At 68.0% G+C, this 17,987-nt stretch carries 15 protein-coding genes; 9 read left to right on the top strand and 6 right to left on the bottom strand.

Annotated elements, in window-relative coordinates; genetic code table 11:
• Nucleotides 1–55: 55 nt before the first annotated feature.
• The 3 genes from IHE47_RS17555 to IHE47_RS17545 all read left to right on the top strand — a co-directional run bounded on the left by IHE47_RS17555 (nucleotide 56) and on the right by IHE47_RS17545 (nucleotide 4,149).
• Nucleotides 56–1,801: a glycosyltransferase family 39 protein gene (locus tag IHE47_RS17555; protein ID WP_192108249.1), complete on the top strand. Its 1,746-nt coding sequence runs from the start codon at nucleotides 56–58 to the stop codon at nucleotides 1,799–1,801.
• A 294-nt stretch (nucleotides 1,802–2,095) separates the two neighbouring features.
• Nucleotides 2,096–3,280, top strand: a complete 1,185-nt coding sequence (locus IHE47_RS17550) for an O-antigen ligase family protein (RefSeq protein WP_192108247.1) — start codon at nucleotides 2,096–2,098, stop codon at nucleotides 3,278–3,280.
• A complete protein-coding gene (locus IHE47_RS17545; RefSeq protein ID WP_192108245.1) occupies nucleotides 3,280–4,149 on the top strand; it encodes a glycosyltransferase family 2 protein in 870 nt (289 codons plus the stop codon). Before IHE47_RS17550 ends, IHE47_RS17545 begins: the two co-directional genes overlap by 1 nt.
• 39 nt (nucleotides 4,150–4,188) lie before the next feature.
• Here IHE47_RS17545 and IHE47_RS17540 read toward each other — a convergent pair whose 3' ends face one another.
• The gene (locus tag IHE47_RS17540) at nucleotides 4,189–5,043 is read right to left on the bottom strand and encodes a glycosyltransferase family 2 protein (protein ID WP_192108243.1); all 855 of its coding nucleotides are present in this window, start codon (nucleotides 5,041–5,043) and stop codon (nucleotides 4,189–4,191) included.
• 31 nt (nucleotides 5,044–5,074) lie between these two features.
• Nucleotides 5,075–6,043: a glycosyltransferase gene (locus tag IHE47_RS17535; RefSeq protein WP_225562045.1), complete on the bottom strand. Its 969-nt coding sequence runs from the start codon at nucleotides 6,041–6,043 to the stop codon at nucleotides 5,075–5,077.
• 127 nt (nucleotides 6,044–6,170) lie between these two features.
• Between IHE47_RS17535 and IHE47_RS17530 the strand changes: the two genes are divergently transcribed.
• The 4 genes from IHE47_RS17530 to IHE47_RS17515 all read left to right on the top strand — a co-directional run bounded on the left by IHE47_RS17530 (nucleotide 6,171) and on the right by IHE47_RS17515 (nucleotide 10,440).
• Entirely contained in the window at nucleotides 6,171–6,986 is an 816-nt protein-coding gene (locus IHE47_RS17530) for a glycosyltransferase family 2 protein (RefSeq protein WP_192108241.1), read from the top strand.
• 228 nt (nucleotides 6,987–7,214) lie between these two features.
• A complete protein-coding gene (locus IHE47_RS17525) occupies nucleotides 7,215–8,252 on the top strand; it encodes a CDP-glycerol glycerophosphotransferase family protein (protein WP_192108239.1) in 1,038 nt (345 codons plus the stop codon).
• A 116-nt stretch (nucleotides 8,253–8,368) separates the two neighbouring features.
• Nucleotides 8,369–10,108 (top strand): glycosyltransferase family 39 protein, encoded by a 1,740-nt coding sequence (locus tag IHE47_RS17520; RefSeq protein WP_192108237.1) that lies wholly within the window; start codon nucleotides 8,369–8,371, stop codon nucleotides 10,106–10,108.
• The gene (locus IHE47_RS17515) at nucleotides 10,105–10,440 is read left to right on the top strand and encodes a hypothetical protein (RefSeq protein WP_192108235.1); all 336 of its coding nucleotides are present in this window, start codon (nucleotides 10,105–10,107) and stop codon (nucleotides 10,438–10,440) included. The genes IHE47_RS17520 and IHE47_RS17515 overlap by 4 nt, the downstream gene beginning before the upstream one ends.
• Nucleotides 10,441–10,624: 184 nt before the next feature.
• Here IHE47_RS17515 and ntrC read toward each other — a convergent pair whose 3' ends face one another.
• From ntrC to glnA, 3 genes are all read right to left on the bottom strand, one after another.
• Nucleotides 10,625–12,001 carry a nitrogen regulation protein NR(I) gene (ntrC, locus tag IHE47_RS17510; RefSeq protein WP_192108233.1) on the bottom strand — a complete coding sequence of 459 codons (1,377 nt, stop codon included), beginning with the start codon at nucleotides 11,999–12,001 and terminating at the stop codon, nucleotides 10,625–10,627.
• Nucleotides 11,994–13,004 carry an ATP-binding protein gene (locus tag IHE47_RS17505; RefSeq protein WP_192108231.1) on the bottom strand — a complete coding sequence of 337 codons (1,011 nt, stop codon included), beginning with the start codon at nucleotides 13,002–13,004 and terminating at the stop codon, nucleotides 11,994–11,996. Before IHE47_RS17505 ends, ntrC begins: the two co-directional genes overlap by 8 nt.
• Nucleotides 13,005–13,130: 126 nt before the next feature.
• Entirely contained in the window at nucleotides 13,131–14,540 is a 1,410-nt protein-coding gene (gene glnA / locus IHE47_RS17500) for a type I glutamate--ammonia ligase (RefSeq protein ID WP_192108229.1), read from the bottom strand.
• A gap of 285 nt (nucleotides 14,541–14,825) precedes the next feature.
• Between glnA and IHE47_RS17495 the strand changes: the two genes are divergently transcribed.
• Nucleotides 14,826–15,620, top strand: a complete 795-nt coding sequence (locus tag IHE47_RS17495) for an undecaprenyl-diphosphate phosphatase (protein ID WP_192108227.1) — start codon at nucleotides 14,826–14,828, stop codon at nucleotides 15,618–15,620.
• Here IHE47_RS17495 and IHE47_RS17490 read toward each other — a convergent pair.
• Nucleotides 15,566–16,594 (bottom strand): LysR family transcriptional regulator, encoded by a 1,029-nt coding sequence (locus IHE47_RS17490; protein ID WP_192108225.1) that lies wholly within the window; start codon nucleotides 16,592–16,594, stop codon nucleotides 15,566–15,568. The genes IHE47_RS17495 and IHE47_RS17490 overlap by 55 nt on opposite strands.
• A 144-nt stretch (nucleotides 16,595–16,738) precedes the next feature.
• On the opposite strand from IHE47_RS17490, the gene IHE47_RS17485 reads away from it, so the two are divergent.
• A complete protein-coding gene (locus IHE47_RS17485) occupies nucleotides 16,739–17,980 on the top strand; it encodes an efflux RND transporter periplasmic adaptor subunit (protein WP_192108223.1) in 1,242 nt (413 codons plus the stop codon).
• Nucleotides 17,981–17,987: the final 7 nt, after the last annotated feature.

Below are 17,987 nucleotides of genomic sequence, written 5' to 3'. Positions count from 1 at the left end.
TCCCGCAAGCGGGAGAGGCGAAAGCACGAAACTCACCATCCTTCCGAGTTGCTCCATGTCCGCTCTCACCCAGGCCACCCCGCAGGAACGCCGCCGCTTCTGGCTGCTGCTGCTGATCGCACTGGTGATCCTGGGCGCCGGCGTCGGCCTGCGCGATCCCTGGCCTTCGGACGAACCGCGCTTCACGCTGGCCGCGAAGCAGATGGTGGAGAGCGGCGACTGGCTGTTCCCGCACCGCGGCAGCGAACTGTACGCGGACAAGCCGCCGATGCTGATGTGGGCGGAAGCCGCCAGCTTCGAGCTGGTGCGCTGGTGGCGGCTGGCCTTCATGCTGCCTTCGCTGCTGGCGGGACTGGGCACGCTGCTGCTGGTGTACGACCTCGGCCGCCGCCTGTGGAACCGGCGCATCGGCCTGTACGCGGCCGGCGGCCTGCTGCTGGCCTTCCAGTTCACCTACCAGAGCCAGCGCGCGCAGATCGATCCGCTGGTGATGTTCCTGATCACGGCCGCGAACTGGGGCCTGCTGCGGCACCTGCTGGCGCCACCCGACCACGGGACGAGTGCCAACTGGCCGATGTACTGGTTCGGCTGCTTCTGCGCCGGGCTGGGCGTCATCACCAAGGGCGTGGGCTTCCTCGCCCTGTTGATGCTGGTTCCCTATGCGTGGGCTGCGTACCGCCGCTGGGATGGCGTGGCGCGGCCGGGGCGCGGCGTGTGGTGGCGCTGGCTGCTTGGACTGGCGACAACGCTGGCGGCCATCGCGCTGTGGCTGGTGCCGATGCTGCTGGCCGCGCATGCGCGCGCCGGCGATCCCGCGTACGCGGCCTACGTCAACGACATCCTGTTGCACCAGACCGCGAAGCGTTACGCCAACGCATGGCACCACATCCATGCGTGGTGGTACTACATCCCGATCCTGTTGTTCAGCTGGTTGCCGCTTTCGCTGCTTTACCCCGGCTGCCTGCCACGCTGGCGGCAGGCGCTGCGGCAGGGCGAGGCGCGCGTGCTGCTGCCGCTGGGCTGGGTACTGCTGGTGCTGGTGTTCTTCAGCGCCTCGCCGGGCAAGCGCGACGTCTACATCCTGCCCGCGCTGCCGATGCTGGCGCTGGCCTGCGCTCCGTTCGTGGACGAATTGCTGCCAAAACGCTGGCTGCGCGTGGCGGGCCTCGCCTTCATCGCCGTGCTGGGCGCGGCGATGCTGGCGCTGGGCGGCTATGCGCTGCTGTCGCACGCCCCCCGGGTGGCGCGGTTCGCCGCCGAGCACGACCTGGCCCGCGGCGGCTCGGCGCTGTGGTGGATGTGCGTGCTGCTGGGCGCGGTACAGCTGGGCCTCGTCGCCGCGCTGCGCGCGCGCCGTGCCGTGTGGGCGGTATGCGGCGGCATGGCCGCGCTGTGGCTGGCATGGGGATGCTGGGCAGTGCCGCTGCTCAATCCCTCCAGTTCGGCCTCCGCGCTGATGGCCGACGTGCGCGGCCACCTCGGTCCACAGGACGAAGTCGGCCTGGTGGCATGGGTCGAGCAGGACCTGCTGATGCTGGATCGCCCCGCCGCCGACTTCGGTTTCAAGCAGCCCTGGCACATCCAGTTCGCGCGTGCCGTGCAGTGGCAGGCGCAGTCGCCGGCCACGCGCTGGCTGTTCGTGCAGCAGCCGGCGATGGGCGATTGCGTGGTTCGCGCCAAGGCAATTTCCCTGGGCCACGCCAACCAGCGCGACTGGTGGATGTTCAAGGCCGATGCGCTGGTGCCGGGTTGCACGCCGCACGCCGCACCGGATGACGAGGAAGAGGATTCGTCATTGTGACAAGCGGTTTGGCGTGAGCCTGTCTTGGAGTTAAACAGCTGCACCGCCCGATACACCCAGTACACTTAGCGTTGCAAAACCGGTGGCTAAAGTTTCATGGATGAAAACTCTGACTTGCGTTGCCGAGTTGCACGATGGCCGTCATGGCTGTCGCATCGACCGTCACCTTCCCCATCCCAGGTGACAGTCATGCCGGCCATGGACACAGCTGCAGGCATCCCGTCGTCGCGTTTGCGCAGGACAATGCTGGCCGCGGGTCAATGGTGTGCGGTCGCCAGCCTGTTTTTCGTTACGTTGAACAAGCCTGCAACCAACGTAACCATCGTGCTCAGCGTTGTCCTTTCCCTGCTGGGCAGCGACATGCGCCAGCGCTGGAGGGATGCGGCGCGCCACCCCGTGGCGCAGGGTGCCCTGGTCTGGTGGGCGGTGCTGATGCTGAGCGCCGCGCATACCTGGCTGGGCGCCTCGAGCGTACCGCGGATGGATTCATTCGTATGGGCCTGCTGGTACCCGCTGGTGCTGGGCTCGCTGCTGCGTACCGCGCAATGGCGCAACCGGGCGTTGCTGGCCTTCGCCCTCGCCATGACGCTCGTACTGCTGGCTTCCTACGGCATGGACTTCGGCCTCCTGCCGCAGCGCCCCGTCGTCCACGAATTGCCGCAGATGCGCAACACCCTGTTCAAGGAGTACACCCAGCAAGGCCTGGATGTGCTGGTGCTCGGGTCCATGGCCCTGGCCGCCGCGCTGGTCACGCGCTCGCGGCCACACCGGCGCCTGCTTTACACGCTGGCGATACTGGCGCTCATCAACGTGATCGCCGTACTGGAAAGCCGTACCGCCTATCTCACCCTGGTGCCGCTGCTCGCCTATTGGGCCTGGCGCCTGTGCGATCACTGGCGCCTGGACCGCCGCACCAGGTGGGCCGGGGCCGGATTGATCCTTGCCGGCCTGGCCATGGCCTGTTACGCCTCTCCCATACGCCAACGCCTGCTGCTGTCCGTCACGCACGAAACCGAAGCGTACATCGACCAGAGCACGCCGACCTCCACCGGCATCCGTCTCGAACTGTGGCAGCACACGTTGCCCATCATCGCCAGTGCGCCCGTGTTCGGCCATGGGCTCAGCCAATGGTTCCCGCTGTACAAGCAATCCATCGAGGGGATGCCTGACTACGACAAGTTCCTGATGGGCCACCCCCACCAGGAGATGCTGCTGATCCTGTCCGAACAGGGCATCGTGGGCCTGGCCGTGTTCCTCGGGCTGCTGGCTGCATTGGCGCGCTACATCTCCCGCCTGGCCTCGCCGTACCGGGATTTCTACGCCTGCCTGCTGCTGATCTACCTCACGGCCGGGCTGGCCAATTGCCTGTGGGCCGATTTCTCGCATCGCCACATGTTCATCCTCCTGCTGGCATGCATCCCGCTGGCCGGCGCCGGTACGGCCAGCGGCGCCGAACCTCATAAAGAAGAAGCCACGTGATGGATCACGACATCCTCCAGCAGGTCACCCTCGTCTGCGTCACCTACCAGAGCCACGGCCTGGTGGACGAGCTGGCAGACATGCTGCGGCTCTTTCCGAAAGTGCTGGTGATCGACAACGGCAGCAGCGATGGCACGGCCGGAGCCCTGCGCGAACGGCTTCCGCAGGCACGGATCATCGAGCGTGCGGGCAATGCGGGCTTCGGCTGCGCGAACAACGAAGCCATGGCGCAAGTCGCCACCCCTTACGCCTTGCTCCTGAACCCCGATTGCCGGATCGAGCCGGCGACGTTGTTGACCTTGCTCGATACGCTGCGCCGCTACCCGGATGCCGCCATCGCGGCACCCCAAGGCTGGCGCGACAGCCATACGCCGCGAAAATCCTACCGCCCGGCCTTCTACGAAATGGTGGCGAAAATGCCCTATCGCGTGCCGGACGCCACCTGCTCCGTCCGTTGGGTGCCCGGCTGCTGCCTGCTCCTGCGCGTGGAGGTATTCAAGGAAGTCGGCGGCTTCGACGAGCGCTTTTTCCTCTACTACGAGGATGACGACCTCTGCCTGCGCCTGCACGACGCGGGTTACGAATGCCTGCTGGAACCGGCTGCGAAGGTGCTGCATCCTGGCAACGCTTCATCGGCGCCAAGCCTGCGGACGAGTTTCACGAAGCACTACCACTACGCGCGCTCACGCCACATGGCGATCCGCAAATACCTGGGTGCGCATGCCGCACGACGGCATGTCGCCAAGCTCCAGATGGCAGCGCCGTTCGCCACTGCCGCCTACGCGCTGCTGTTGCAGCGCAAGCATTGCATCAAGTGGCTCGCCTGGAGCTGCGCGGTGTACGCATCCATCTTCAACCACCCGCTCTGATCCGCACTCCTCCAGGCAGCATGGCTTTCGGGTGCCCGCTCAGATATCCGCGGCCAGGACACCCTCTGTCTGCACCAGCGCACGCACGTCAACGGGCGGCACGGCAAACTCGCCCAGGTGCTGCTCCACGCCGAGTTCGCAGCGCACCAGCCGCCGCGCCCGCGTGTCGTCGAGAATGCGATCGTTGGGATTGTCGACCGTCTGCTTGCGCGTAGGGTGGTAGATATGCGTGGCCAGGGCGCCGAAACGCAACTCGCGGCGCAGCAGGCCGGCATGGAAGGCGCGCACGACCAGTTCGGTATCCTCGCGGCCCCAACCCGTCATCGCCTCGTTGAAACCATTCAGCCGCAGCAGGTCGTCGCGCCAGAAGCCCATGTTGCAGCTCTTGATGCCACGCCGCTTGGTGCTCGGCCGTGCATAGCAGTGCGCCAGCAGCGGAATGCGCAGGGTATGCCGGCGCCGCTCGATGCCGCGCGTGAAGAAGCCCGGCATCGCCGCGCCGTCCAGGAGACGGTGCGCCAGCTCCGCGCTGGTCAGCACGCGCGACCCCTGCACGAAGCAGCCTGGCCGGGCGAAGCGGCGGTGGTCGGCGATGAAATGGCTCTCGGCCACCATGTCGCCGTCGAGCAGGATCACGTAGTCCCCCTGCGCGGCGGCGATGGCGCGATTGCGCGCCCGGCTCATGCGCGCGCCATCGTCGGGCTGCCACAGGTAGACCAGCCGCGTCGGATAGTCGACAGCCAGCCGCTCGACCAGCTGCCGGGATTCCTCGCGCGAACCGTCGTCGGTGACGATCACCTCGTAGGGCAGCTCGGTCTGCGCGGCCAGCGCGCGCAGCACCTGTTCCAGCGCCCTGGGCCAGTTGTAGGTTATGACGGCGACGCTGATGCGCATGGGTCTATGGTCGTTGCTCGGTTGATGGCATTCAGGCGCGGCGCGATTTCCAGCCACGCGCCAGCACGCTCAAGGCGAACTCCCACTTGCGCCACAGCGGCCAGACCCGTCGCATCATCACCAGCCTGGCGTAACGCGTGGTCTCGAACCACGGCGGGCGTGGCTTGGTACGGTACTCGTACTTGCAGGCCTTGATGTCGCAGGCCGTGTCGTCGAAACCCGCGACGTGCGCATAGTGGCCGATCAGGCGGCGCGTACGGATCAGGTTGAGGTAACCCTGCTCGGCGCTGCGGTTGGAAGCCCAGGCGTTGTTGCCGTGCATCCGGTAACGCACGCAGCCGGTGGGCAGGTAGTACTTGCGCGCGCCCAGCACACTGGCGCCATACACCAGACAGTTGTCGGGCGAGGTGCGCCAGTCGGCACGGAACGCCTCGGGCAGGTCCAGCACGCGGCGGGCCCAGCCTGCGCGCATGGAAACCGCCGAGGTCGGGGCGCCATACCAGCAGGTGAGCACATAGGTGCTGATCGCGGTATAGCCGAGGTCGAGTTCGCGCGCGTGGAAGCTCAGGTCGCCCTCGCGCTGGTCGAAGTACTGCATGTCGGAAAACACGAAGTCGACGTCCGCGCGGGCGTCGTACAGCGCGCCCAGGCGCGCGAGGTAGTCGGGCTCCCAGCAATCGTCGGAGTCGAGGAAGCAGGCCACGTCGGCATCGAGCAGGGCGATGCCGCGCTGGAAGGCGTGCAGTTGCCCGCCATTCGGCGCGCACACCAGGGTGACCCGGGGATCCGCACCGAAGCGTTGCCGCAGGAGTTCGTCCGAACCGTCGGTGGAGCCGTCGTCCACCACGATGACCTGGATGGGCGCGCGCGTCTGCGCCAGCGCCTTCTCCACCGCCTCGGCCACGAAGGCCCGGTAGTTGTAACTGGTGACGATCACCGCAAAGGTGGTCGGCGGACGGCCTGTCGCGGGTTTTTCGTCGGGATTTGTCATGCTCGGCATGGCAACACGGTTGCGCACACTCCCCAGGGGTTGGCCGCGCCGCCTGCAGGCAGCGCGGAGATTGGGCCATCATAGCGAATCGGATCGCGGCGGCGGCATGCCCGTGGCCATCGACTAGAATCCCGGCATGCCCACCCTGCCACTCACCCTCGCCGTCATCGCCCGCAACGAAGCCGCCGTCATCGCGCGCTGCCTGGACAGCGTGCCGTTCGCGGCCGAGAAGCTGGTAGTGGACTCGGGCAGCGACGACGACACCGTGGCCATCGCGCAGGCGCACGGCGCGCGCGTGGTGCATCAGGACTGGCTGGGCTTCGGGCCGCAGCGCAACTTCGCCACCACCCTGTGCAGCCACGACTGGATCCTGGTGCTGGATGCCGACGAATGGCTGTCGCCGGAGCTGGCCGCCGAACTGGAGCGCGAACTGCCTGCGCTGATGGCCAGCGATGCCACCGCGGCGACCCTGCGCCGGCGCACCATCTACATGGGCCGGCCGCTGCGCTGGTATCGCCCCAGCGTGGGCGAGAAGCTGGCGCGCATCTATCACCGCAACCGCGCGCGCTGGAGCGACGCAAGGGTGCACGAATCGCTGCGCTTCGAAGGCCGCGCACCCCTGTTCAAGGCGCCGTTCGAGCATGCCAACAACCCCACGCTGGTGCACAAGCAGCTCAAGGTGTTGCGCTACTCGGAGCTGAAGTGCCACGACTGGCTGGAAAAGCACAAGGGCGCGCGCATGTGGCAGGCGCCGTTCGTATACGTGCTCGCCTTCCTCAAGGACTACGTGTTCCGGCTGGCCTGCCTCGATGGCTGGCGCGGCTTCCTGATCGCGCAGACCGCCGCCAGCTACGCGCTGTACAAGCGCATGCGGTACTACGAGATGGTGAACAACCCCGCGTCGGTCGCGGAAGGGACCGACGCCTTGAACAAGCACCACATCGAGCATTGACCTGCACGTGACCGCAAAGCCCGAGAGGGCGAACGGGCATGGCACGTTCGCCTCCTTTCCCCTTTGGGGAGAGGATTGAGGTGAGGGGCCAAGGCTTGCCTCGCACTTGTCGAAGCGGGTCTTGCTTCGATGCAGAATCCTCGCAAGAACCGCCCCTCACCCCAGCCCTCTCCCCAGCGGGGAGAGGGAGCAAAGTAAGCTAAGCCCTCCCCTCGAACACTCGACTCCATGCCCAAGCACTACCTCCTCTACGGCTCCGAACGCTACGCGCTGGCGATCCTGCGCCCGATCCAGGCCGCGATCCGCGCCCGCGGCGACGAGGCGGCGTGGTTCTTCGACGGCCCCGGCGCGGAGGACCTGCATGCCGACGAGCGCCTGCTGACGGTGCAGGAAGTGCGTGCGTGGAAGCCACTGGCGGTGATCACCTCGTCCAACGCGGTGCCGCATTTCTTTCCCGGCGTGAAGGTGGAGACCTTCCACGGCTTCGACGCCGGCAAGCCGCGGCACATCTACGTGCGCGGCTTCTTCGACCTGTACTGCACCACCGGCCCGCGCGACACCGCGCAGTTCCAGGCGCTGGCCGACCAGCTCGGCCACTTCAGCGTGATCGAAACGGGTTTCCCCAAGATCGACCCCTTCATGCGCGAACTCGGTGGCGCCGTGCCGCCCGTGCGCACGCCGCCGGTGATCCTCTACCACTCCACCTTCTCGCCCTCGTGGAGCGCGGCGGAGACGCTGTACGAGGAGGTGAAGCGGCTGTCGCGCGACGGCCGCTGGCGCTGGATCGTCAGCTTCCACCCGAAGATGAACCCGGAGACGGTCGCGAAGTTCAAGGCGCTGCAGAACGAGTACCTCAGCTTCGCCGAGAACGACAACATCCTGGAACTGTTCGGCCAGGTGGACATGATGTGCTCGGACACCAGCTCCGCGCTCAACGAGTTCCTGCTCACCGGCAAGCCGGTGGTGACCTTCGACAACCGGCGCCCCGGCCCGCAGCTGATCGACATCCACGACCCGAAGGATTTCGAGCCGGCGATCGAGCGCGCCTTGAGCCGACCGCCCGAACTGATGCAGGCCATCCGCGACTACGCCGACGCCATCCATCCCTACCGTGACGGCCGCTCCAGCGAACGCGTGCTGGATGCCATCGACACCTTCGTCACCAGAGGCGGCAGGAACCGCCGGGCCAAGCCGGGCAACCTGTGGCGCAAGCTGAAGATCCGCCGCCGCATCGGCTACTGGGGCCCGGCGCGCTGGCCACGCTGAATCCGCAGGAGCGCACCCTGTGCGCGAATGCTCTTGGCTCTGATCGGACATCAGGGCGTTCGCGCACAGGGTGCGCTCCTACAGGCAGGCGCGGCTAGAATCGCGCCGTTGCCCCCATGAGTCCGCCCGTGACCCTCAGCCCCTACAGCCGCTCCGAACACCTGCGCTCGCTCTGGCCCTGGCTGCCGCTGTGGACGGTGGTGGCGCTGCTGGCGATCTTCGCGCACGGCCCGATGCCGCTGTATTCCACGCGCACGCTGGCGGTGGCGTGGGAGATGTGGCACGGCCACCACTGGCTGGTGCCGCACATCAACGGCGCGCCGTACAGCGAGAAGGCACCGCTGCTGTTCTGGCTGATCCACGCCGGCTGGCTGGTGTCCGGCGTCAGCGACGCGTGGCCGCGCGTGCTCGAGGTGATCTTCGGCGGCACCGAGCTGGTGCTGATCTCGCTGCTCGCGCGCCGCCTGTTCCCCAACCGTGCCTGGATGGCCAAGGCCGCGCCGTGGACCCTGCTGGCGCTCAGCTACAGCTTCCTGTTCGGCCTGCAGATCATGTACGACGTGCTGCTGGCGGTGTGGGCCCTGGCGGCGCTGCTGTGCCTCACGCCCACCCCGCGCCGCGAGGAACCGCGCTGGTGGCTGTTCGGCCTGTGCATCGGCTTCGGCCTGCTCACCAAGGGGCCGGTGATGCTGCTGCACGTGGCGTTCCCGTGGCTGCTCGGCCCGTTCTGGAGCGGCTTCGCGCTCACGCACCGCGCACGCTGGTACGGCCGTGGCGCGCTGGCCGTGTTGCTGGGGCTGGCGATGCTGGTGGCATGGGCGGTGCCGGCCGGCTTCGCTGGCGGCGAGGCCTACATGCACCGGCTGCTCTTCAGCCAGACCGCGGCGCGCGTGATGCACGGCGTGCAGACGGCCGAACCGCTGCAGAGCCATGCGCGCCCGGTGATCTGGTACGTGCTGATGCTGCCCGCCCTGCTGTTCCCCTTCTTCGCCTGGCCGCGCGCATGGGTGGCGCTGGCCATGCTGCGCAAGCCGCTGGAGCCGGGCCTGCGTTTCGCCATCGCCTGGGTATTGCCCACCTTCGTGCTGTTCTCGCTGGTGCGCGGCAAGCAGATGTACTACCTGCTGCCGGAACTGGCCGGCACCATGCTGCTGCTCACCGCGGCCATCGCGATACTGCGCGAGCGCAGGCCGCGGCTCGCCGGCACCGGCTGGCTGGGCACCTGGCCGCTGGGCATCGGCAGCCTCGCCTTCGCGCTGCTGCTGTTCGCCCTGCCCGACCTGGTGGCGGGCAACCACCTGCATGGCGAATGGCCCGATGCCTGCGCACCGTACAGCCGCTATTTCGCCGTGCTGTTCCTGCTGCTGGGCCTGCTGCTGCTGCTGCGCGGGCGCGGCGAACTGCGTCGGCTGGCGGTGGCGGGACTGATCGGCACGCTGGCACTCAACACCCTGTTCACCCTCACCATGTGGCCGCGCTACGAACTGCGCCCCACTGCGCAACTGCTCGGCGATGCGGAACAGGCCGGCCACGCCATCGGCTACGTCGGCAACTACGAGGGCGAGTTCCATTTCCAGGGCAGGCTGACGCAGCCGATCCAGGAGATGAACAACACCCGGCAGATCGCCGCGTTCGCCCAGGCACATCCGGACGGCGTGATCGTGGAGCACCCGGAGCAGCTCGACGCCCAGGCCGCGCGCTATGCGCTGCTGATCCAGCCCTTCCGTTCGTCGTGGATCGTGGTGTGGCCCGCCGCCACGCTCGCCGACCTGCGCAGCGGCACGACGCCGCCCGAGCCAACCCAGCCACCGCAGGTCTATTCCGTCGACGGCAACCGTTCGCGCGTGCTGCCGTGAGCAAGGACGCGCTGATCGCCAACCTGCGTGCCCAGTGCGACGGGCCGCGCGACGGCGCCCTGCTGCGCTACGCGCTGGGCGATGCGCTGCTCGACGCCGGCGATGCCGCTGCCGCCACCGGCGAATTGCGCCACGCCCTGCGCTTCGACGCGCGCTATTCGGCGGCGTGGAAGCTGCTCGGGAAGGCGTGCCTCGCCCTGGACGATCGCGCTGGCGCCGCCGAGGTCTGGCGGCAAGGCATCGCCGTGGCGCGGGAGCGTGGCGACAAGCAGGCGGAGAAGGAAATGGGGGTATTCCTGCGGCGCGTGGAGAGGGAGCCGGGCGGCGGCTGATTGCCGCCGGGGCGACTCGCGTTGCCGGCACCTCATGGGCATGGGACATGGCGGGATGACAGGCAGTGGCTTCGGGGCCTCGCGTCGCCAAAGAGTAGCGGCCCGGCCACCGGCAGGCGGACGAGACCGCCCCGTTGCCTGCGATGGCGCGAGGGCATCCGCCGCTGGCGCCAGTCCATGAAAATCAGCGCTTGCGTTGCCGCGACGCACCCAGCTTGCGCGTGAGCGTATTGCGCCCCACGCCCAGCGCCGCCGCCGCGTTCTGCCGATGCCCGGCACGCGCAGCCAACGCCGCTTCCAGCAGCACTCGGTCCAGCGTCTCGCGGGCGCGGGCATGGATCTCCGCCTCGCCGTCGGCCAGCGCCTGCGCCGCCCATGCGCGCAAGGCATCGCTCCAGTCGCCGGTGACACCTTGCGACGACGATGCCCCAAGATCCGTGGCCAGGATCTCCGCACCGGGCGCGATCACCGCAAGACGCCGGCAGAGGTTTTCCAGCTCGCGCACGTTGCCGGGGAAATCCCGCTGCGCCAGCGCCTTCAGCGCAGCCCTGGCGAACCGCTTGGGCGGCAGCTTGAGCTCCTGCGCCGCGGCGGCAAGGAAGTGCTGCGCCAGCAGCGGGATGTCCCCGCGCCGTTCGCGCAACGACGGCAACGCGATGCGCACCACGTCCAGGCGATGCTTGAGGTCGGCGCGGAATTGCCCGCTCGCCACGCACGCATCGAGATCCTGGTGGGTGGCGGCGACGATGCGCACGTTGCAGCGGATCAGCTCGCGCCCACCCACGCGGTAGAACTCGCCGCCGGCAAGCACGCGCAGCAGCCGCGTCTGCAGCGCCAGCGGCATGTCGCCGATCTCGTCGAGGAACAGCGTGCCGCCCTCGGCCTGCTCGAAGCGCCCGGCCACGCGCCGTTGCGCACCGGTGAAGGCGCCCGCCTCGTGGCCGAACAGTTCGCTTTCCAGCAGTTCGCTGGGGATCGCCGCCGTGTTGAGCGCCACGAAGGGCTGGCCGCGGCGCGCGCTTTCCTCGTGCAACGCGTGCGCCACCAGCTCCTTGCCGGTGCCGGTTTCGCCGGTGACCAGCACGTTGAGGTCGCTGGCCGCCACGCGGCCGATCAGGCGGAACACTTCGCGCATCTGCGCGCTCTCGCCCAGCAGCGCGTGCGTCGGTGACGCCGCCGCGGCCGGGGCCGCGGCCTGCGCGCCGTCGGCCAGCACCCGGCGCACGGTGGCCACGGCCTGGTCGAGGTCGAAAGGCTTGGCGAGGTAGTCCGCCGCGCCCGCACGATACGCCGCGGCGGTGGTGGCCACGTCGGTGAACGCGCTCATCACGATCACCGGGCCGATGCCTTGTGCCTTGAGCTCCCCGAGCAGGACCAGCCCGCTGTCGCCCGGCATGCGCACGTCGGTGACGAGCAGCGCCGGGCGCGATTTGCGCAGGGCGCTGCGCACCGCGTCGACCGCGTCGAACTCGCGCACGGCCAGGCCGGCGTCGCGCAGCGCCGCGGCCAGCACGAAGCGTACCGAGCGATCGTCGTCGGCGATCCAGATTTCGTCAGTCATGCCCACGCTCCAACGGCAGGTACAACGAGAACACCGTCTCGCCCGGACGGCTGGTGCAGCGCAGTTCGCCGCCGTGTTCGCGGGCGATCTCGCGCGACAGCGCCAGGCCCAGGCCCGTGCCATCCGGGCGGCCCGACACCAGCGGTTCGAACAGCGTGTCGCGCAATTCCGCGGGCACGCCGCGGCCATCGTCGATCACGTCCACGCGCAGGGCGCTGCGCAGCACGCGCGCGCCGGCGCGCACGCCATGCTCGGCGCGCGTACGCAGCACCAGCGTGCGCGCACCCGCCTCCACCGCGTTGCGCGCGAGGTTGAGCAGCACCTGCTGCAGGCGATCCGCATCGCCATGCACGTCGGGCAGGCTGGGGTCGTAGTCGTGGCGCAGCCGCGGCGGCGAAGGCTCGGCCTGCAGCAATTCGCTCAGGCGGTCGAGCAGCTGATGGATGCCCACCGCCCCCAGGCGCGCCGCGCCATCGTGATGGAGCAAGCGGTTCGCCAGCGCGGCAAGGCGGTCCGCCTCGTCGATGATCAGGCCGGCCAGCGCCTGCAGCTCCGCACCGTCGACGCGGCGCTGCAGCAGCTGCGCCGCACCGCGCAGGCCGGCCAGCGGGTTCTTCACCTCGTGCGCGAATCCGCGCAGCGTGGCGGACAGCGGCGACGCCGTTCGCTGGCGTTCGGCCAGCGCATGCACCTCGACCAGCAGGCCGCCGTCGGCGTCGGGCTGCAGGCCGATGTCGGCTTCAAGCACCCGCTCGTCGAACGTGTTGAGCAGGGCTTCGCGCAACTGCACGAAGCGCGTTTCATCCAGGGCGCGTCGTGCCTGCGCCAGGTCGTCCGGTGACCGCAGCCACAGCGCCAGCGGCTGGCCCACCGCGCTGCGCATGCCGCTGCCCAGCAACTCGGCCAGCGCGCCATTGAGCCAGCGCACGCGCAGTTCGGCATCGACCGAGGCCACCCCGGTCGCCAGTTGCCCCGCCCACATCTGCCATGGCTGTCCGCTCATTGCACCATCTTGATGGTTGCCCCAATTTGGGGCAACAGGAGCGCGGCGTCTCCCGCCCCCCGTTGAAACGACGAAGGGGAAGGCTCGCGCCCTCCCCTTCGCAGGCTGTGCACGGCGCGTGCGTGCTTACAGCGCGTAGTACATCTGGAATTCCAGCGGATGCGTGCTGGCGCGGTAGCGGGTGACTTCCTGCATCTTCACGCCGATGTAGGCATCAATGAAGTCGTCGGTGAACACGCCGCCGGCCTTGAGGAAGTCGCGGTCCTTGTCCAGCGCTTCCAGCGCCTGGTCGAGGCTGGAGCACACCTGCGGGATGTTCTTCTCTTCTTCCGGCGGCAGGTCGTACAGATCCTTGTCGGCCGGCGCGCCCGGGTCGATCTTGTTGAGGATGCCGTCGAGGCCGGCCATCATCAGCGCGGTGAACACCAGGTAGCCGGAGTTCATCGGGTCGGGGAAGCGCACCTCGATGCGGCGGCCCTTGGGGCTGGCGACGTAGGGGATGCGGCAGCTCGCCGAGCGGTTGCGTGCGGAGTAGGCCAGCATCACCGGCGCCTCGAAGCCCGGCACCAGGCGCTTGTAGCTGTTGGTGGTGGAGTTGGCGAACGCGTTGATCGCCTTGGCGTGCTTGAAGATGCCGCCGATGTACCACAGCGCGGTCTGGCTGAGGCCGCCATACAGGTCGCCGGCGAACAGGTTCTCGCCGTTCTTCGCCAGCGACTGGTGCACGTGCATGCCCGAGCCGTTGTCGCCGACGATGGGCTTGGGCATGAAGGTGACGGTCTTGCCGTTCTGGTGGGCCACGTTCTTGATGACGTACTTCATCGTCAGCAACTCGTCGGCCTTCTTCACCAGCGTGTTGAACTTCACGCCGATCTCGCACTGGCCGGCGTTCGCCACCTCGTGGTGATGCACCTCGACGGTCTGGCCCAGCGACTCCAGCACCTTGCACATGTCGGCGCGCAGGTCACCCAGCGTGTCCACCGGCGACACCGGGAAGTAGCCGCCCTTCACCCCGGGACGATGGCCCATGTTGCCGTCTTCGTACTTGAAGCGCGTGCTCCACGCGGCCTCGTTCGACTCGATCTCGTAGAACACGCGACCCATGTCGTTCTGCCAGCGCACCGAGTCGAAGATGAAGAACTCCGGCTCCGGCCCGAAGAAGGCGGTGTCGGCGATGCCGGTGGACTTGAGGTAGGCCTCGCCACGCTTGGCGATCGAGCGCGGGTCGCGGCCGTAGGCCTGCAGGGTGCTCGGTTCCAGCACGTCGCAATGCAGGATCAGCTGGGTGTGCTGGCTGAACGGGTCGAGGTAGGCGGTGTCCGGATCGGGCATCAGGATCATGTCCGACTCGTTGATGCCCTTCCAGCCGGTGATCGACGAACCGTCGAACATCTTGCCGTCCTCGAAGGTCGACTCGTCGATGGCGTGGGCCGGGAACGTGACGTGGTGGTGCTTGCCGAGCATGTCGGCAAAGCGGAAGTCGACGAACTCGACCTCGTGTTCAACGATCAGGTCGAGCACTTTCTGGGCGGTCATGGCGGAACCTCGGTGGTGGTTGATGTCCGGTTGATAGCAAGGGCCATGCCATGCGCCCGGGGCCTTTGCGGACAAGGGGTTGCACATCGGAAGCAGCTCAAGAAACTCCAATATGGTGCAAAACCGAATCCCGTTGCACCACATTGGAAACCCAACAAGGGCCGGCACCTGCCGATCGGCGCTACCGCACCCCGCCAGGCCAGGACTCCGGGAAGTCACGAATCCCCTCTAAGCTACGCCAGTTTGCCGCGGCCTGTACGCGGCCCCCACCGACGGAACGCACCCGTGACCGACCTGCTCAACATCATCCTGCTCGGCATCATCGAAGGCATCACCGAATTCCTGCCGATCTCCTCCACCGGACACCTGCTGATCGCCGAACACTGGCTGGGCGCGCGTTCCGACCTGTTCAACGTGGGCATCCAGGCCGGCGCCATCCTGGCCATCACCCTGGTGTACTGGAAGCGCGTCTGGCAATTGCTGACGCAGTGGCGCGACCCGGGTACGCGCGACTACCTGTCCAAGCTCACGGTGGCGTTCCTGATCACCTGCGTGCTGGGCCTGGTCGTCACGCACTACGGCTTCAAGCTGCCGGAAACGGTGACGCCGATCGCCTGGGCGCTGATCATCGGCGGCTTCTGGATGATAGGCGCGGAAGCGCTGGCCGCGCGCCAGCCGGACCGCCGCGAGGTGACCTGGACGGTGGCGATCCTGGTGGGCATCGCGCAGATGGTGGCGGGCGTGTTCCCCGGCACCTCGCGCTCGGGCGCCACCATCTTCGCCGCGATGTTGTTCGGCACCAGCAACCGCGCCGCCGCCACCGAGTTCGCCTTCCTGGTCGGCATCCCCACCATGTACGCGGCCACCGGCTACGAGCTGCTGAAGGTATGGAAGGGCGGCGGCGCGGCGCACGAGGACTGGACCGCGCTGGGCGTGGGTTTCCTCGTCTCGCTGGTCGTCGGCTTCATCGCGGTGAAGTGGCTGCTGGGCTACATCCGCACGCACCGCTTCACGGCTTTCGCGGTCTACCGCATCGCGCTGGGCGCGGCCTTGCTCCTGCTGATGCCGGCAGGCGTCTGAGCGGCACCACTGTCGACATCGCAGGGCGTCTGGGCGGCGCCCTTGGGTGGCAGCGCCATGCCCAGCTTGCAGGCCGGCAGGTTGGTGCGCTCGAACAGCTCGTGCACCCACTCCAGGAAAGCCTGCACGCGCGCGGAAAGATGCTTCTTCTGCGGATAGACCAGCCACACCGGTGAGCCGGTGCAGATGGTGTCTTCCATGATCACCTGCAGCTTGCCCATGCCGATCGCGCAGGCGGCCAGCCAGTGCGGCACCTGGATGATGCCCAGCCCGGCCATCGCCGCCTGGATCACCGACTCGCCGTCGTTGATCAGCAGGTGCGCATCGATGTCCAGCGCGATGCGGCCGTCCGGGGTGTCGAACTGCCACTGGTAGGCACGGCCGCTGGTGGGGTAGACGTAGTTGATGCAGCGGTGCTGCGCGAGGTCGGCGATGGTGACCGGCGTGCCATGGCGCTCCAGGTAGCTGGGCGCGGCGCACAGCACGTTGCTGAAATAGCCGAGCTTGCGCGCGATCAGGTTGGAATCCTCCAGCTCGCCCATGCGGATCGCGCAGTCGATGCCTTCCTCGATCAGGCCGAGGTTGCGGTCGCTCATCGACAGCTCCAACCGGATGTCGGGGTAGCGCGCCTCGAAATCCGCGAGGTTGGGGATCAGCGCGGCGCGACCCACCGACACGTTCACCGCCACGCGCAGCTTGCCCTTGGGTTTGTTGCGCGCGTAATTCAACGCATCCACCGCCTCGCCGAGGTCAGCCAGGATCGCCTTGCAGCGCTGGTAGAACGACTCGCCGTCGTCGGTGAGCCGCAACGCCCTCGTGCTGCGGAACAGCAGACGTACGCCGATCTGCTCCTCCAGCCGTGACACCGCGCGGCTGACACCGGACGGCGTCATGCCCAGTTGCACGGCGGCAGCCGCGAAACTGCGCGCTTCCACCACGCGGACGAAGCTCGATATTGCTGAAAAATCTTCCATGCCTGTCATTGTGCCGCCATTCGTGACTGCTCGTCACTAGTGGAGTTCACGAAATGGGGTTTTTCTGTACCCATCGGTATACCTATTATTCGCCTCCCCCATCGTGCTGCATCGCCGCACGACCCCACTCCAGGGAGAGTGAACATGAAGAAGAACCTGATCCTGTCCGGCCTCGTCGTTGCGACCGTCGCCGGCAGCTGGGCCTTGCTCGGCGAGCATGGCGGCAGCCACGCCCAGGACATCGGCACCGGCACCGCCCTGCCCGAAGTGACCGTGGCCCGCGCCCTGCTGCGCCCGGTGAGCAGCAGCGCCGACTTCACCGGCCGCGTGCAGGCAGTGGACAGCGTGGAGCTGCGTCCGCGCGTAGGTGGCTATGTGGAATCCGTGGCGTTCAAGGAAGGCGCGCTGGTGCACAAGGGCGACGTGCTGTTCCGCATCGACCCGCGCCCGTTCCAGGCCGAAGTGGACCGACTCACCGCCACCCGCACCCAGGCACTGGCCGAGCGGGCGCTGGCCGAAACCGACGCCCAGCGCGCGAGCCGCCTGCTCGACCAGCGCGCGATCTCGCAGCAGGAGGCCGACCGCCTGGCCACCGCCGCGCAAAGCGCCAGCGCGGCACTCGCCGCCGCCGATGCCGCGCTGGCCACGGCCAAGCTCAACCTCGGCTACACCGAGGTGCGTTCGCCGATCGACGGGCGCGTCAGCAACGTGCGCATCACCTCCGGCAACCTGGTCGGCAGCGGCGACGTGCTGACCAGCGTGGTCTCGGTGAACCCGGTGTACGTGTACTTCGACGTGGACGAGCACACCTGGCTGAAGCTCGACCACCTGCGCGCCAACGCCACGCACGACGGCAACAGCCCGCGGATCGAAGCTTCGATGGAGCTGTCCGACGAGGAAGGCTACCCGCACAACGGCCGCATCGACTTCGTCGACAACCAGCTGCACACCGACTCCGGCACCATGCGGTTGCGCGCGGTGTTCGACAACAAGGACAGCCTGTTCACCCCCGGCCTGTACGCGCGCATCCGCCTGCAGAGCGGCCAGCCGCAGCCGCGCCTGCTGATCGACGACCGCGCCGTGGGCACCGACCTGGGCAACCAGTTCGTCTACGTGGTCGACGCCCAGCACAAGGTGCAGTACCGCAAGGTCAGCACCGGCGCCTTGTTCCACGGCTTGCGCGTGATCGACAGCGGCCTGCAGCCCAATGACGTCGTGGTGGTGAACGGCCTGCAACGCGTGCGGCCCGGTGCCGAGGTGAATCCGCAACAGGTGGCGATGGACTACCACCTCGATACGCAGGACAAGGCGGTGGTGGACGCTGGCGCGCATGACGATTCGCATACCGCGATGACCGCGCCGCCCAGGCACGAACCGCAAGGCTGAGCCCCCT

It is taken from the genome of Rhodanobacter sp. DHB23 (genome assembly GCF_014842975.1).
Taxonomy (GTDB): domain Bacteria; phylum Pseudomonadota; class Gammaproteobacteria; order Xanthomonadales; family Rhodanobacteraceae; genus Rhodanobacter_A.
Note: the sequence above shows the minus strand (reverse complement) of the source record. Positions and strands in the feature narration are given on the sequence as shown.